At 64.3% G+C, this 14,860-nt stretch carries 13 protein-coding genes and 1 riboswitch; of the genes, 4 read left to right on the top strand and 9 right to left on the bottom strand.

Annotated elements, in window-relative coordinates; all coding sequences use genetic code 11:
* Positions 1–166 precede the first annotated feature (166 nt).
* Complete coding sequence (locus ACIPVK_RS02025; protein ID WP_407610314.1) at positions 167–1,015, bottom strand: siderophore-interacting protein; 849 nt, start codon at positions 1,013–1,015, stop codon at positions 167–169.
* A 75-nt stretch (positions 1,016–1,090) separates the two neighbouring features.
* Positions 1,091–1,747, bottom strand: coding sequence for a TetR/AcrR family transcriptional regulator C-terminal domain-containing protein (locus ACIPVK_RS02020; RefSeq protein WP_407610313.1), 657 nt, complete (start codon positions 1,745–1,747; stop codon positions 1,091–1,093).
* Positions 1,748–1,834: 87 nt separating this feature from the next.
* On the opposite strand from ACIPVK_RS02020, the gene ACIPVK_RS02015 reads away from it, so the two are divergent.
* Both ACIPVK_RS02015 and ACIPVK_RS02010 read left to right on the top strand, forming a co-directional pair.
* Complete coding sequence (locus tag ACIPVK_RS02015) at positions 1,835–3,469, top strand: amidohydrolase (protein ID WP_407610312.1); 1,635 nt, start codon at positions 1,835–1,837, stop codon at positions 3,467–3,469.
* Positions 3,466–4,836: an APC family permease gene (locus tag ACIPVK_RS02010; RefSeq protein ID WP_407610311.1), complete on the top strand. Its 1,371-nt coding sequence runs from the start codon at positions 3,466–3,468 to the stop codon at positions 4,834–4,836. The genes ACIPVK_RS02015 and ACIPVK_RS02010 overlap by 4 nt, the downstream gene beginning before the upstream one ends.
* Before the next feature lie 76 nt (positions 4,837–4,912).
* Here the strand turns inward: ACIPVK_RS02010 and ACIPVK_RS02005 are convergent, their stop codons facing one another.
* Positions 4,913–5,518: a histidine phosphatase family protein gene (locus ACIPVK_RS02005; RefSeq protein ID WP_407610310.1), complete on the bottom strand. Its 606-nt coding sequence runs from the start codon at positions 5,516–5,518 to the stop codon at positions 4,913–4,915.
* 46 nt (positions 5,519–5,564) lie between these two features.
* A riboswitch (SAM riboswitch) is annotated at positions 5,565–5,689 on the top strand.
* 14 nt (positions 5,690–5,703) lie between these two features.
* Between ACIPVK_RS02005 and ACIPVK_RS02000 the strand changes: the two genes are divergently transcribed.
* Positions 5,704–6,138, top strand: coding sequence for a hypothetical protein (locus tag ACIPVK_RS02000; RefSeq protein WP_407610309.1), 435 nt, complete (start codon positions 5,704–5,706; stop codon positions 6,136–6,138).
* Here ACIPVK_RS02000 and ACIPVK_RS01995 read toward each other — a convergent pair.
* Positions 6,135–6,599, bottom strand: coding sequence for an acyl-CoA thioesterase (locus tag ACIPVK_RS01995; protein WP_407610308.1), 465 nt, complete (start codon positions 6,597–6,599; stop codon positions 6,135–6,137). The two genes, ACIPVK_RS02000 and ACIPVK_RS01995, sit on opposite strands and share 4 nt — an antisense overlap.
* The gene (locus tag ACIPVK_RS01990; protein ID WP_407610307.1) at positions 6,600–7,679 is read right to left on the bottom strand and encodes an App1 family protein; all 1,080 of its coding nucleotides are present in this window, start codon (positions 7,677–7,679) and stop codon (positions 6,600–6,602) included.
* 125 nt (positions 7,680–7,804) lie between these two features.
* Here ACIPVK_RS01990 and ACIPVK_RS01985 point away from each other — a divergent pair, with 125 nt between their 5' ends.
* On the top strand, positions 7,805–8,236 hold the full coding sequence (locus tag ACIPVK_RS01985; protein WP_407610306.1) for a pyridoxamine 5'-phosphate oxidase family protein: 432 nt from the start codon (positions 7,805–7,807) through the stop codon (positions 8,234–8,236).
* 51 nt (positions 8,237–8,287) lie between these two features.
* On the opposite strand, the gene xdhC is transcribed toward ACIPVK_RS01985, so the two are convergent.
* The 4 genes from xdhC to ACIPVK_RS01965 all read right to left on the bottom strand — a co-directional run bounded on the left by xdhC (position 8,288) and on the right by ACIPVK_RS01965 (position 14,813).
* The gene (gene xdhC / locus ACIPVK_RS01980) at positions 8,288–9,094 is read right to left on the bottom strand and encodes a xanthine dehydrogenase accessory protein XdhC (protein ID WP_407610305.1); all 807 of its coding nucleotides are present in this window, start codon (positions 9,092–9,094) and stop codon (positions 8,288–8,290) included.
* On the bottom strand, positions 9,091–11,448 hold the full coding sequence (xdhB, locus tag ACIPVK_RS01975; RefSeq protein WP_407610304.1) for a xanthine dehydrogenase molybdopterin binding subunit: 2,358 nt from the start codon (positions 11,446–11,448) through the stop codon (positions 9,091–9,093). Before xdhB ends, xdhC begins: the two co-directional genes overlap by 4 nt.
* Positions 11,445–12,953: a xanthine dehydrogenase small subunit gene (locus tag ACIPVK_RS01970; RefSeq protein WP_407610303.1), complete on the bottom strand. Its 1,509-nt coding sequence runs from the start codon at positions 12,951–12,953 to the stop codon at positions 11,445–11,447. The genes xdhB and ACIPVK_RS01970 overlap by 4 nt, the downstream gene beginning before the upstream one ends.
* Before the next feature lie 1,443 nt (positions 12,954–14,396).
* Complete coding sequence (locus ACIPVK_RS01965) at positions 14,397–14,813, bottom strand: acyl-CoA thioesterase (protein ID WP_407610302.1); 417 nt, start codon at positions 14,811–14,813, stop codon at positions 14,397–14,399.
* Positions 14,814–14,860: the final 47 nt, after the last annotated feature.

The raw sequence follows: 14,860 nt of genomic DNA, 5'->3' as shown, positions 1-14,860 counted from the left end.
GTGCGGTGGCGAGCGTTGCGGCGGTCAGATGCGCCGCATGGCTTCAGCCTGAACTGGCTTCAGCGTTGGAACCCGGGCCGACTCATAACCGCTTCGAGCCAGCGATGATCCTTCAAGGCCGGACCGAAGCGGGTGACAGCACGAGGAAAACGCCTCGAAGCCCGCGTCAGGCGCTAAGCGCCTCGGGGTAGATCTGACCGATGGGCGTCTTCTTTTCGGCCTGGAACTCGTCCTCGGCGCGGCCATAGGCCCAGTAGGCCGACAGCGACATGGCCCGGCGGTCCACGCCGCGCTCCCCGTTGAGGTAGGCGCGCAGCGACTTCATGGTTTCACGCTCGCCGTGGGCGAAGACCTGAAGGGTCCCCTCGTGCCAGTCGGCGTTGCGCACGGTTTCCTCGAGCTTGGTGTTCCCCGGGGTGAAGTAGCCTCCGCGGTGCAGCCAGTGGACGCTGATCCCGGCGGGCACATCCAACTGGACCTCGTCCTCGGGGCCGGAGACCTCGAGGTAGATGTCTCCCACCATCTCCGGGGTCATGTCCTCGACTGCCGCGGAAATCGCGGGAAGCGCCGTCTCGTCACCGATCAGCAGGTGGCGGTCGAATTCCGGGTCGGGAGTGTAGAGCCCGCCCGGGCTCGCGAAGCAGATCTGGTCACCGATCTTGGCATTCTGGGCCCAGGGCCCGGCCAGGCCCTGGTCGCCGTGGATGACGAAGTCGATCTGCACGGTCCGGGCCTCGAGATCCACATGGCGCAGCGTGTAGGTACGTCGAACCGGGAAGTCTTCCGGGGCCAGCTGCTCGCGCAGGGCATCGAGGTCATACGGCGGAACCAGCCCGAGTTCGGGCTTCGCAAACAGGATCTTGACGTAGCGGTCGGAGACGGCCTTGTCCTGGAAGTTCACGAACCCCGGCCCGCCGAAGGTCAGTCGCATCATGTGGGGACTCAGTCGCTCGCTCGCCAAAACCTCGAGGACTACCTGGGGCCGAACCGGACGTGCTGAAGGCTGCGTACTCACTAATTACCACTTTCTTGGATTAGGGAAGGTAAACCTATCCTATTCGATGGGGCATCGACCAAGCCAATGCCAACTTCACATGCCTACTCCATTGCGCCGGGCCAGACCGTCGATCATGATCGCGAGCCCCACCTCAAAGGAATGGTCCGCGCGCGCGCCCTCAAGCGCGGACTGCGCAGCGAGGACTCCGGCAAGCCCCGGGGTTTGCGCAGCGGCCTCGCCGGGATCGAACATGTCATCCGGGGCAACCACATCAAGCGCTGCCCCCAGGATGAACGACTCCAATGCCACCATGTCGCCCATGACTGCGGACGCCTCCCAGCCGGCGGCAAGGAACCCCTGCACTACGCATTCATACATGGCCAAGGTGCGAGTCGCCCCCGTGATGGGCTCGGTGGCCAACAGGGCAATGGCATTTGGGTGTGCGGAGAACGCGGCCCGGTAGGACCGGGCCCAGCGCTCCACGGCTTCGCGCCAGGACAAGCTTCCGAAACCACTGACATCAATGCTCTCATTGACCACCTCGCGCATCCCCACCAACAGCGCCTGCTTGTTCTTGACGTGGTGGTAGAGCGCGGGCGGCTTGACCCCAAGCTCGCCGGCGAGCGCTGCCATGGAGAACTTCTCCGGCCCCACGGAATTGAGCAGCCTAAGGGCCGCGACGAGGATCCTTTCGCGGTCGAGCACCGACGTGCGCGGCCGACCGGCGCGACGAACTTCTGACGAATCCACCAAAACCCCTTGCGTGTGACTCCGCCCACAGATAAGGTAGGCGACAGTTTATTTAATCTTATTAAATTTAGTTGGGAGCTGCACCCCTTGACCTTGACAGTCTTTCATTCGGGCTCGGTTGCCGGTGCCCCTGCGGGGCAAACGACCGCCGTGGCGGTCACCGACGGAATCATCACCGCCATCGGACCGGCCGCCGGGGACCTGGCATCGATCGCCGATGTCCTCCATGACCTGCGCGGCGGCTACCTTGGGCCCGCCTTCGGCGACGGCCACGCCCACCCCCTCTTTGCCGGGCTCGAGGACGTCGGTCCCCAGATCCGCCACTGCACGGACCTCGACGAAATCCTGGCCGCAGTCGCACGCTGGGCGGACGAGCACCCCGGGGACGAATGGATCGTCGGTGCCAGCTACGACGCAACACTGTCCGAAGACGGATACTTCGATGCCCGATGGCTCGACAGGGTCGTTTCCGACCGCCCCGTGCTCTTGCGCGCCTGGGACTACCACACGGTTTGGGTCAATTCCCGGGCACTGGAAATTTCCGGGATCACCTCGGACACGCCAGAGCCCGAGCTCGGCCGTATCATCCGTCGCCCGGACGGGTCCCCCCTGGGGACGCTGTGCGAACCCGGCGCCATCGACCTGGTCGCCGCCCATGTTCCCGCACACGGCCAGGACACCTTGGTCTCGGCCCTCACCAGAGCCACCTCGGCCTTTGCCCGGGCCGGTGTCAGCTGGGTGCAAGACGCATGGGTGGAAACGGAATCCCTCGACGCCTACCTCGCCGCCGCACGCCAGGGTGCGTTGCACACCCGAATGAATCTTGCCTTCCGCGCTGACCCGTTGCGCTGGGCTGGGCAGCTGCCCGAATTTGCCGCAGCCAGGGACCGCGTGATCGCCTCCGGCGGGGAACTGCTCAGCGCAAACACCATCAAGTTCTTCCTGGACGGGATCGTTGAATCGCACACGGCCCACATGATCGATGCCTATGCGGACTGCCCCGGCAGCCGCGGCCTGCCCAATTGGGAAGACAACTCACTCATCGATGCGGCGATCGCCGTGGATGCCATGGGTTTCCAATTGCACCTGCACGCCATCGGAGACGCCGCCGTGCGTCAGGGACTGGACACCATTGCGGCGGTCGTTTCCGCCAACGGCCCACGCGACCGCCGACCGGTCATGGCCCACCTGCAGTCCATCTCCCCCACCGACCTGCCACGGTTCAGGCAATTGGGCGTCATCGCGAACTTCGAGCCGCTGTGGGCCCAGCGCGACACCGTCATGACCGAACTGACCTTCCCACGGCTTGGAGCCGAACGCGCGTCACGGCAGTTCCAGATCGGCGAGGTCGCCGCCTCGGATGTCAGGGTGTCCTTTGGCAGCGACTGGCCCGTCACACACCACCACCCCATGCTGGGCATCGGCACGGCAGTGACCCGCACAGGATTGTCCGACCCCGACGTTCCTCCGCTGGCCGGGGCGCCCTACGGCATTGTCGATGCCCTGGACTCCTACAGCACCCAGGTGGCCTACCAGGCCTTTGCCGACCACGAACGCGGAACCCTGGCAGCGGGGCAGATCGCGGACCTGGTCTGGCTGGAGAGCGATCCGCGCTCCAGCGCGGAACACGACGTGGCCGGCGTGAAGGTCCTTGGCACCTGGCTCGCAGGCAACCCCACCTATTTGGAAGCACCCGATCGAATATTGGAAGGAACACGATGAACACCAAGGTCTCGGCTCACGTCCCTGCAGCCGGCAGCATCCACGGCTCCCGTCCCACCGAGCTCAAGCGGGTCCTGGGCATTCCCTTCCTGGTGCTCTTCGGACTGACCTACATGGCACCCGTGACGGTGTTCACCACCTACGGCGTGGTGACCGGGGTGACCAACGGACATCTGCCGGCCGCCTACATCGTGGGGCTGGTGACCATGCTGTTCACCGCCTTCAGTTATGCCCAGATGTCCCGGGCCGTGCCCCAAGCGGGATCCGCCTACGCCTACACCCAGCAGGCCTTCGGCGGAACTGTCGGCTTTGCCACCGGCTGGACCCTGATGCTCGACTACCTGTTCATCCCGATGATCAATTTCCTGCTCATCGGGATCTACCTCAACACGCAATTCCCCGCGATTCCCGCCTGGGCGTTCTCGCTGGTGTCCCTCGTGCTGGTGCTGGGCCTGAACATCATCGGCATCAAGTTCATCGGCCGGCTCAGCGCCACGGTGGTCGCCTCCTCGGTGCTCATGATCGGCATCTTCGTGGCCCTGGTGCTCAACCAGGTCCTCAACGCCGATGCCCCCAGCCTGTTGGCACCCTTCTCCTTTGGCGCCGACGGCCTGGGCCCGATCTTCTCCGGCGCTGCCATCCTCTCGCTCTCGTTCCTGGGATTCGATGCGATTTCGACCCTGTCCGAGGATGCGAGGAATCCCGGCAAGTCGATTCCCGCCGCGATCGTGCTCACCACCTTGGCCGGCGGCCTGATCTTCATCGTCGTGGGCTGGGCCGGGGCACTGATCCACCCGGACCACACCACCTTCGCCGACCCGGATGCCGCGGGAGTCGAACTCATGGCAGGGGTCGGCGGTTCGGTGCTCACCGCGATTTTCGTGGCGGTCTACGTCGTGGGGTCGTTTGGCTCGGCCATGGCCTCGCAGGCCAGCGTGACCCGAATCCTGTACTCCATGGGCCGCGACGGATTGCTTCCGCGCCGCATGGGCATGCTCAACCGCCGTTTTTCCACCCCCGTCTACGCCACCCTCGTGGTCTCCGCGGTGTCGCTGACCTACCTCTTTGTCAGCTTGGAGACTGCGGCCTCGGTGGTCAGCTTCGGGGCCCTGGTTGCGTTCTCCATGGTGAACCTTTCGGTCATCAAGACCTTCTTCATGGATGCGAAGGAGCGCGGTGCCCGCTCGGTGTTGCTCTACCTGCTCATGCCCCTGGTGGGATTCGCGCTGACCATTTGGTTGTGGACCTCGCTCTCCGGCGTCAGCCTCGTGGTGGGACTGGTGTGGTTCGCCGCAGGAATCGGCTTTTTGGCCATCCGCACCAAGGGCTTCCGCACCACCCCGCCGAAGCTTTCCTTCGAGGACTGACGCCGACCCGGAAATGCCGCCCGCACGACGTTCCGGCATCGTGCGGGCGACACCGCCGTTTGCGGGGCGGGACCTTCTAGTCCAGGTGCCGGTCCTGCCAGCTGCGCATGGTCCAGCGGGATTTGGCGGCCGCATCCAGTGTCACCACGCCGGTGTTGGCCAGGGGCGTCGGACGCAGCAGGCCGGGGTCGAAGTTGGTGCTCCTGGAGGCAAGCCAGGTCACCAGCATGGCTGCGTGGCTGACCACCACAAGCTTCCCCGTCCCCGCTGCGCGGGCCTGCTCGATGACCACGTTGAAGCGCTCCAGCGCCGTGTGTGCATCTTCGCCGCCGGCAACCTTGGCTGCCAGGTCGCCGGAGAGCCAGCGGAAAAACACGTCGCGGTAGGCCAGCTGGGCCTCGGGGTCGTTGCGCATTTCCAGTTCTCCGGCGGAGATCTCGCTCAGTCCCGCATGCTCGGCCAAGATCAGGCCGCGCGACTCGGCCAGGGGCGTGGCGGTCATCTTGGCCCGCAGCAACGGCGAGGAGAAAACCGCGTCGACATCCTCTCCACCGAGCCGCTTCACGAGTTCCCGAACCTGCGCCAGTCCGGTCTCGTCCAGCGGGGCGCCGGGGGCCGCGGTGTCCAGGGCCTGCGCCACGTTCGAGGCGGTCTGCCCGTGGCGGATCAAGATGAGTCTCATTCATTCACTCTAAATCGTCGCCGGTGTTTTGGTACGATGAAACCAGCTTCACGAGATGTGCGCCAGCCATGGGCTCCGACCCGGCGCACACACCAACCCCATGCTTCACGGGTGGTTCGGATGACGAAGCGGTCCTGGCAGCAGCCGCTGCCCTGGGGACAAGAGCACACGAAAGGCGCCGCCCCTTGCGCAATCAGTCACGTTCCACCGACACCTGTACCTCGTTCCACTCCGGACACCGCACCAACCCCCGCGCCATCAGGAGCCTCATGGCCCGCCCCACGCTGTGGGCCCCCGCGGACGTCGAGGTCGCGATGTCGATGGCCCACGGACTGACGCTGCACGTGTTTGCCGGCGGGACCCACCACCAGGTGTTCGCCCACGACCTGCCGGAGATCGCCCACCTGCTGCGCATTGCGCCGCGCCCGGCCCCCGGGCTGTCACTGGGGCGGGTCAATTTCCACAACAGCGCGATCGCGCTTCCCGCGGACCCGCGACACAGCGCCGGGTTGCGCTACTTCTCGTTCAGCACCGAACCGCTGTCGGCCTGCAATTTCGAGCGCGACGAGGCACTGGCCCGGGACTTCGAGTCCCTCACGGCCGACCTGCAGCTGTCCTAGCGAAAGATCGGATCGGCGGCGTAGCGCGCCAGCGCTTCCTTGTTGCCCGGGCTCAGGCGCAACAGGCGCTGTTCGTCGACGGAAAAGAACGCCAGGGTCGTGGCGGCGCGCACGCACACCCCACCGTCCACGGGATCGTGGAACTCGTAGCTGATGTCGAAGCTCGCGCCCTTGATGGTGCTGATCCACAAATCCACGTGCGCCGGGACGTTGCGGTAGTCCAGCGGCTTGAGGTAGCGGACCCGGTGCTCGACGACCAGGATCTGCGTGTTCTGAGGGACCGTCGAGAACAGGTCGACCTGGGGCATGATGCCGGGCTTTCCGGTGCCGCCGGGCACCCCGAACCCGGCAATGCGGGCCTCTTCCATCATGCGGACCAGGTTCACGTTGTTGATGTGGCCGTACGCGTCCATGTCCCCCCAGCGCATGGGGACCTCGACGCGGATCTTCTGTTCGGGCATTCAGTCGATCCTTGCCTGGTCATCGGGGCAGATGATGCCCAGCGCCTCCAGCTTCTGGGCAATGCGCGCCCCGTCCGGCTCGTAGACCCAGGGCACCCCGGGGGTGGAGTTCAGGATCCCCTGGCTGCGCCCGCCGGCCAGCACCGCCTCGGAGGGGGTCAGCTGGCGGATGACGATGGCTTCGACATGGCGGGGATAGCGGCGGGCGAATTCGGCGTAGAGATAGGGGTCGTGTTGGCCGTCGTCGCCGATCAGCAGCCATTTCATGTTCGGGAATTCGGCTGCCAGGCGGCGCAACTGGTCGGCCTTGTGCTGCATGCCGGAACGGAACCAGCCGCCCTCGGTGGCGCCCCAGTCGGTCAGCAGCAGCGGTCCCTGCGGGTAGAGGTTGCGCGAGAGGAAGCGGGTGAGGGTCTGGGCCACGTTCCAGGCCCCGGTGGAGAGGTAGAAGGTGGGGGCGCCGGGCTTGTCGCGCATCAGCCGCTCCATCATCACCGGCATCCCCGGGGTGGCCAGGCGGGCGTGCTCGGAGAGCACGAAGGAGTTCCAGGCGGCCAGCAGGGGACGCGGCAGCGCGGTGACCACCACGGTGTCGTCCACGTCCGAGAGCACCCCGAATTCCTGCGTCCCGTCAACGACCACGATCGGGGCGGTGACGGCCGGCCCGCCCTCGACATGCAGGCTGATCTCGTTCCAACCAGGCTCCAGCTTGGCTGCCACGCGGACATCGACCACTCCGCCGCGGTCGGCCTTCACTTTGAAGCGTTCGCCGTTGATGTGGGCCTCGATCTCGCCATGGGGCAGGATCGGCGACATGAAGTTCCGCCAGCCGCGCACGCCGTCGGCAATGACCTTCGCCAGGTGGCGCCCGTCCTCGAAGGCGCCGGGCTTGGCCAGCAGCACCCTGGCGAATATGCGCACCCAGCCGTTCTCCGGATCCGACAAGCCGTAGCCGGTGTAGGGCAACACGGTGGGAACCATGCCACGTTCGCGGGCGCGCTCCGCGCGAAGCTCGTAAAGGCGATCCTCGAAACGTGCTGCAATGTGCCGGGCACGTTCGGATCCTGTTTCCTTGACCATGATGCCCAGTCTTTCATGAGCCGGGAGCATGTAGTGGATCGAAAGGATGACTCGCCGCCATTGCGTGAAAAAGACCAGGTCCAATAACACTGGCATTCTTCTACGTTCCGTAGAAGGATGAGCCCATGATGTTTGACCACGAAACTGATCAACCAGTGCTGGTGCTCACCGAGGATCAGGCCTGGAACCTTCTCGAGCGCACCAGCCACGGCCGTCTGGCCACGGCAGTGGGCAACACCGTCGACATATTCCCGCTGAACTTCGGCTTGCTGGATCGGACCATCTATCTGCGCACGGCACCGGGCGAAAAGCTCGCCGCCCTGACCGTGCACGATGCGGTCGCGTTCGAGGCCGACGGCATCCTCTCCGACGAGGCATGGTCGGTGGTGGTGCACGGAAACGCGCACCAGCTGCAGACCAGCGCAGAGATCGAGGAAGCACGCAGCTCCGGCGTCTCCCCTTGGACGCCCACGCAGAAGCATGCCTGGGTCAAGATCGAGGCAACCAGCATCTCCGGGCGCCATTTCCTCCTCGGGGCACAACCCGAGGCGGATTAGGGGACATTGCCGCATACGGCCCACACATCCACTGGGCCGAACGGCTGGTGATCAGACCTTGACGGCGCTGACCTTGTTCATGCGTTTGAGAAGGTCGGCCGCTACGCTGACCGCAATCGTGGCCGGATCCTTGCCCACCACCTCCGGGTCTCCGATGGGGCAGTCGATCTTTCCAATCATCGCTGCCTCATGTCCGCTTTCCGCTAGATTCTTGCGGAATCGCTGCCATTTGGCGTTGGACCCGATCAGGCCGATCGAGCCAAGATTCGGATGCCGCAACGCAGCATCACAGAGGTGGAAATCCTCTGCGTGGTCATGGGTCATGATCAGCACATGTGTTCCACTGGGCAACCGACTGAGTACTTCTTCGCCAATGACGGCCAGTTTCGGATGAATCCGCGCCACCGCCGGTTCAAGAGCATGCAGGCCCCGCAGGTTTTCCTCGCGGGAATCGCTCAAATACAGTTCAAGGTCCTGCCGCGAAAGAATGCGGGCAAGTTCAAGACCCACATTGCCAACGCCAAAGATCGCCACCGCCGGGGGCACGGCCAGTGGTTCAAGCAAGATCGTCACTTCTCCTCCACAGCATTGTCGACCGTATGTCGCCGGAGCCTTGTCATTCAGCCGCAAGGTCATGGTTTCGGGCACGTGCAGCGACTCGGTGAGCATTTGCCGTGCCCGTGTCACCGCCGTCATCTCCAGGTTGCCGCCACCTATGGTTTCAAAAAGCTCGTCACTGGTGGCAACCATCTTGGTTCCGGCTTCACGCGGTGCATGCCCGCGTACTTGGACCACGGTGATCAACACCGCCGGGGCGCGATGGGCCCGAAGCAACGTCACCGCATCAATCCAGGTCATAAGGATCGTCCGCTGATTATTTCGCTGTGCTCGCGGGCCGTCTGGACCGCCCAGAACACCGCTTCGGGCGTGGCAGGCGAAGCCAGCTCCACACTGCTTCCGGGCTGGGCAAATTCGGCGATGGCTTGGCGCAATGCCTCGCGCACAGAAAGGGACAACATCAGTGGGGGCTCACCCACCGCCTTGGAACCGTAGACCGCGCCTTCTTCATGGGCCTTGTCCAGTAGCGAGACGTTGAAGACTTCGGGCATTTCCGACAGGCTCGGGATCTTGTAGGTGCTGGCGCTCTGGGTCGCCAGCCGCCCCCTGGTGGGCCGGTCGCTGGTGTCCCAGCGCAGGTCCTCCAGGGTCAGCCACCCCGCCCCCTGCACGAATCCGCCTTCGATCTGTCCCAGGTCGATCAGCGGGGAGAGCGAATCCCCCACGTCATGCACCACATCCACCCGGCGCAGGGTGTACGAACCGTCGAAACGGCTGACCTCCACCTCACTGGCCGCCGCCCCATAGGCGAAGTACTTGAACGGTTCCCCCTTCATGATGTCCAGGTCCCAGTGCAGCCCTTCGGTCCGGTAAAAACCTGCTGCCGAAAGCTGGACCCGCTGGAAGTACGCGGCATTGACCAGTTCCTGCCACGAGATGGATTCACGTCCACTGAGGCTGGAGACGGTACCGCGACTGAACCGGATCTCGTGGGCGGGAACGCCCAGCTTGACGGCCGCCACCTGGGCGAGCCGGTCACGGATCTGCTCGCACGCATCCTTTACTGCCCCGCCGTTCAGGTCGCTGCCCGAGCTGGCCGCCGTGGCCGAGGTGTTCGGAACCTTGTCGGTACGAGTCGGTGCGATCCGCACGGTATCGAGGGGGACTCCGAGGGTGGTGGCTGCCACCTGCAATATCTTGGTGTGCAACCCCTGCCCCATTTCGGTGCCACCGTGGTTCACCAGCACCGAACCGTCCTTGTAGACCAGCACCAGGGCGCCGGCTTGGTTGAAGGCGGTGAGGTTGAAGGAGATCCCGAATTTCACCGGGGTCAGGGCCAAGGCCCGCTTCGCATGCTCATGGCTCTGGTTGAACCGGGCAATCTCGGCTTCGCGACGTTCGATCTCCGCACCCTCCAACAGCTGCTGCCAGGCAGCCTCCATACGTTCGGGATGGCGCACCGGCTGGTAGTACGGGGTGTCCTGCCCCTGGACGTAGAAATTCCGGCGCCTCAGTTCCCGGGCGCTCATCCCGAGTTGCGGGGCCACCCGTCCCAGGATGTCCTCCATGACCAGCATGCCCTGTGGTCCCCCGAAGCCGCGGAACGCCGTTTGCGAGGTCTTGTGGCATTTGGCGACACGGCCGTGAACCCGGATGTTGGGTATCCAGTAGGCATTGTCAATGTGGCACAGCGCCCGGGTCAGCACCGGCTCGGACAAATCCAGGCTCCACCCGCCGTCGGCGGTCAGTGTCGCATCCAGGCCCAGGATCCTGCCTTCGTCGTCAAAACCGGCTTTCCAGCTGGCATGAAAACCGTGGCGCTTGCCGGTCATGGTGATATCCACCGTCCGATCCAGCCGCACCCGCACCGGCCGCCCGGTGAGCATGGCCCCGAGGGCCGCCACCGCTGCAAACCCATGCGACTGCATTTCCTTGCCGCCGAAGGCGCCGCCCATGCGCAGCACCTGGACCGTGACCCGGTGCGCGGGGATCCCCAATATGTGGGAGACGATGTCCTGGGCTTCGGTGGGGTGCTGGGTGGATGAATGGATCATCACCTGGCCGATTTCGTCCACCATGGCCAGCGAGTTCTGGGTTTCCAGGTAGAAGTGTTCCTGCCCGGCGAACTCGAACTCCCCCTCAAACACCCGCGCGGCGTCCCTGATTGCGGCCTGGCTGTCGCCCTTGTCGATCACCGGCTGGATTCCGTGGAAGCTTTGCGCGGCGATCGCGTCCTGCAGCGTGATCAACGAGTCGAGCGGTTCGTAGTCCACCTCAACGGCGGCTGCCCCGGCCTTGGCTGCTTCCAGGTCCTCACCGAGAACCCACACCACGGGCTGGCCGTAGAACATGACCTCGTCCACCGGCAGCATCGGCTCGTCGTGTTTGGCACCTTGGTCATTGACCCCGGGGATGTCCGCTGCCGTGATCACCTGGACCACGCCGGGAACCCGGTAGGCCCCGTCGATACCCACATTCAGGATTTTTGCGTGCGCCTGCGTGGACTGCACCGGGTAGGCATGCAGCACTCCGACCAACCGCCGGTCCAGGTCATCGGTGTACAAGGCGCTTCCGGTGGCATGGTCCACCGCGGACTCGTGCGGATGCCACTCCCCGACGATTGGCCGCTCTGGACGTTGGGACAGCTTGCTCATTTGCCTTCTCCCTTCAACCGGCTGGTCTCTTGCAGTTGTGCGACGAAGAACCGTTCCAGCGAGGAGGCAAGCATGGCTTTCCGGTATTCGGCGCTGGCCCGGTGGTCATCCATCGGGGTACCTTCCTCGCCCATCACCCGGGCCGCGGCGCGGATCGTTTCCAGCTCCCAGGCCCGGCCTTCGAGCATCGTTTCGGTGGCGGTCGCCCGCAACGGGGTGGCCGCCACCCCGCCCAGGCCGATCCGCGCCTTGGTGATGATGCCGCCCTCGACGGCGAGCGCATAGCCGATGGCCACGCTGGAGATGTCGTCAAAGCGGCGCTTGGCGATTTTCTGGAAGGACGTCAGTTTGGACAGAGGCAGCGGGACGCGGATGGCGGTGATCAGCTCGCCGGGCCTGCGGACCGTTTGCCTGTACCCGGTGAAGTATTCGGCCAAGGGAACCACTCGTTGGCCCGCCACCGAGCTGAGCACCAGCTCGGCTTCCAGGGCCAACAAGGCCGGAGGAGTGTCGCCGATGGGTGAACCGGTGCCCAGGTTCCCGCCGATGGTCGCGCTGTTGCGGATGAGCCGGGACGCGAATTGGCCAAAGAGCTTGTCCAGCAGGGGGATCCGCCCTTGCAGTCCACGCTCCAGTTCACTGAGCGTGCAGGCCGCCCCGATCTCAAGATGCGTGTCGGTGACATCCAGTCGCCGCAGCTCACTCAGCCGGTCGATGGCCAGCAGGGAACGGGCCCGTGCCCCCTTGATGTTGACCTCCACGCCCCAGTCGGTTCCACCGGCGAGGGGCAGCACCTCAGGTTCCTCGGACAGGATCCGCAGGGCTTCCTGCAGGGTTCCGGGCCTCCGGTAGCGGCCGAGCCGGCCTGTGGGGGTGTCGACGCGAGACAGGTCCGTGTGCACGACGTCCGGCGCCGGCCGGTCGCGGCGGGCAGCGAGCGCATCCTCCGCCGCCGGCGTGCCCAGCGCAAAGGCGGCATCACGGATGGGCCGGTACCCGGTGCATCGGCACAGGTTGCCTGAAAGCGCATGCAGGTCGAACCCATTTGGCCCGCAGTGGTGGTCCGCTGCGTCCTCTTCGTCCGGCGGGGTGCCGGTGGGGGCAGCTCGTTCCGGACGGTAGTATTCGGCGGCCATGCTGCAGACGAATCCCGGGGTGCAGTACCCGCATTGGGATCCACCGTGCTCGACCATCTGTTGCTGGACCGGATGCAGGTCGGTGCGGTCCCCCAGCCCCTCGGCCGTAATCACTTCCTGCCCGTCGAGGGCCGCGGCGGGCAGAAGACAGGCGTTTAGTGCGGTCCAGCGTGTGGCATCTCCGTCTGCTCGGGCCACCAGGATGGAACAGGCCCCGCATTCGCCCTCGGCGCAGCCTTCCTTGCAGGAGGTAAGTCCTTCACCGCGGAGGAAGTCCAGGGCGTTGGTATGCGTTGGTCCGGTAAATTCCCGCACCGTTCCGTTAACGGTGATCAAGCACTGGGATTCTGTGGTTGGTTTGGCGGTCATGCCGCTTCCTCCTGCTTCCCGCCGAGCGGAAAGCCCTGTGTACGAACGATCGATGATGGGCACCCAACAAAGCGGCCTGCGTATCAGCGTCAGGAGCCGGAGTCCGGGTCAGCTGGCTCGCTGTGCGCAGGCCAGCTTAGGCTCCGTGGGCAATCTGCCCTTTCGGCCAAGCGATCGTTCCACCCATGAGGTCCTCCGGCATTTTCCGATCATCCATGTGGTTGGTTCACAAAACAGTCAAAAAGTTCGCGGGAGTTTGCTGCGCTCGGCTGCCGCCTCTGTGTTGCAGGCCGGCCGTCTTGTTGTTCACAGCTGTGACTCCCTGTCGTTTCCAATGAATGGACCGGCAAACCCGCTGTGTCCGGAACCGCCAGCCACCCAGTCGGAAACACTCCCGGTGGTTAACGACCATCTGTAGGTGTCTGCCATGGACATGTTCCGACCATAGCAGTGACTGTGATCCGTGTCATGCTTCATGTGGTAGTTGGATCCCACCATGCGGATGCGGTGGTTCCGCACCTGCCCAACGGTCCCGTTGCACCTCCTGTTTGCGTGGTTCAACGCCAAAAACCAAGAGGCCCCACGGTCAAATGCACCGGCTCCAACGCGATGCCATCGATTAGGTCCGCGGCCAATATGATCGAGCCGGCGATTGACTTCGCGACCGCCGGGACCGATCTACTTCCTGATCGTGCAGATTCCGGGCTTTGCTCGCCCGGTTTAGTAGGCCAGCAAGCCCCACATCACACGGAAAGCCGAACACCCTGAACGGATTCAAGGTACTGAAAACGCAAGTAGTGCAATCCAGGGAAGCGCCAGCGCTCCGCCTGCAAGGCGAGCAAGCGGGCTCACCAGCATGTCCGCGAATGCGGAGATCAGAAACGTCAAGTCAATGAATCGTAACCATGGCCGAATTCCGTCAGCCCCGCCCCGGCTCCTTCGATGTCGAGGGGCGAGCTGGCGAGCCTTTCGCTTCAACGGACGCCCTCGACTGGCGAACCCGCATCGCAGGCAACGGAAACTCGCGCGAGCGGCTCCTCCCTTGTGACAGGACCCGCATCTACGGGCTTTCCGGCGCAGGTGAACACTGACTGCCAGCATTCCGCCCTTTCAAGGCCCCCGAAGGCTGGCCTACTTCGTCGACCACACCCCAGAAAACATCCTCTGGAAAACGTCACGCTGATTGAGCTGCCCGGTTCGCCGGGGTGCCTCACGCGATCACGCTCGACTGTCGGTGCGACCGAAGGCCTCTGGACTTTTGCGGAGATCCCATGAGGCAGTTGGGTAATTCAGCTTTGATCTTTGGCTAGCCTCCGGCCGTGCGTTCCAGATCTGGGAGCCTAGTCAGCGGGTCGATACGTTGCCCGCTTTCCGGCCCAAAGATTCACCGAGGGAACTCGAACTTGAAACGGCTGGCGTTTAGACGCCCCGCAGAACGGGCTGTCAGCCAGCTGGAACAAGCCGTGATTGAAGGTACGCGGCTTCGCCTGCGGAGATCGGTCGTGGCTTCTGCGTTTCCGGGTCCAGCGCGACTAAGACGGTGCGGGCGCGGAATACCTCGAGACCATTTTGCATGCCGCGGTAACGCAACGTGAATGACGTCTCACCGATTTTTTCGGTTGAGATTGATACGCTCAGATCGGTCTTTGAGGTTACCGAATTTGTGTAGTCCACATTGAGGGAAACAACCACTTTGGGGCCCGCGAACAACACGAGCCCTTTGGCTTCGGCGTCCCTGTTCAACCACTGGATGCGAGATTCCTCGATCAGCGTGACGATGGTGGCATTGTTGACGTGCCCGTTAATGTCCTGGTCCGACCATCGAACAGGAACGCGGACCTCATACTCTGTCGCATGCATAGTGGGACCCAATTTCTGGTTACGGTTGCCGCGGGCGAATCCAACGA

This window comes from Paeniglutamicibacter sp. MACA_103 (assembly GCF_045798555.1).
GTDB lineage: Bacteria > Actinomycetota > Actinomycetes > Actinomycetales > Micrococcaceae > Paeniglutamicibacter.
This window is presented reverse-complemented; position numbering and strand designations above follow the sequence as displayed.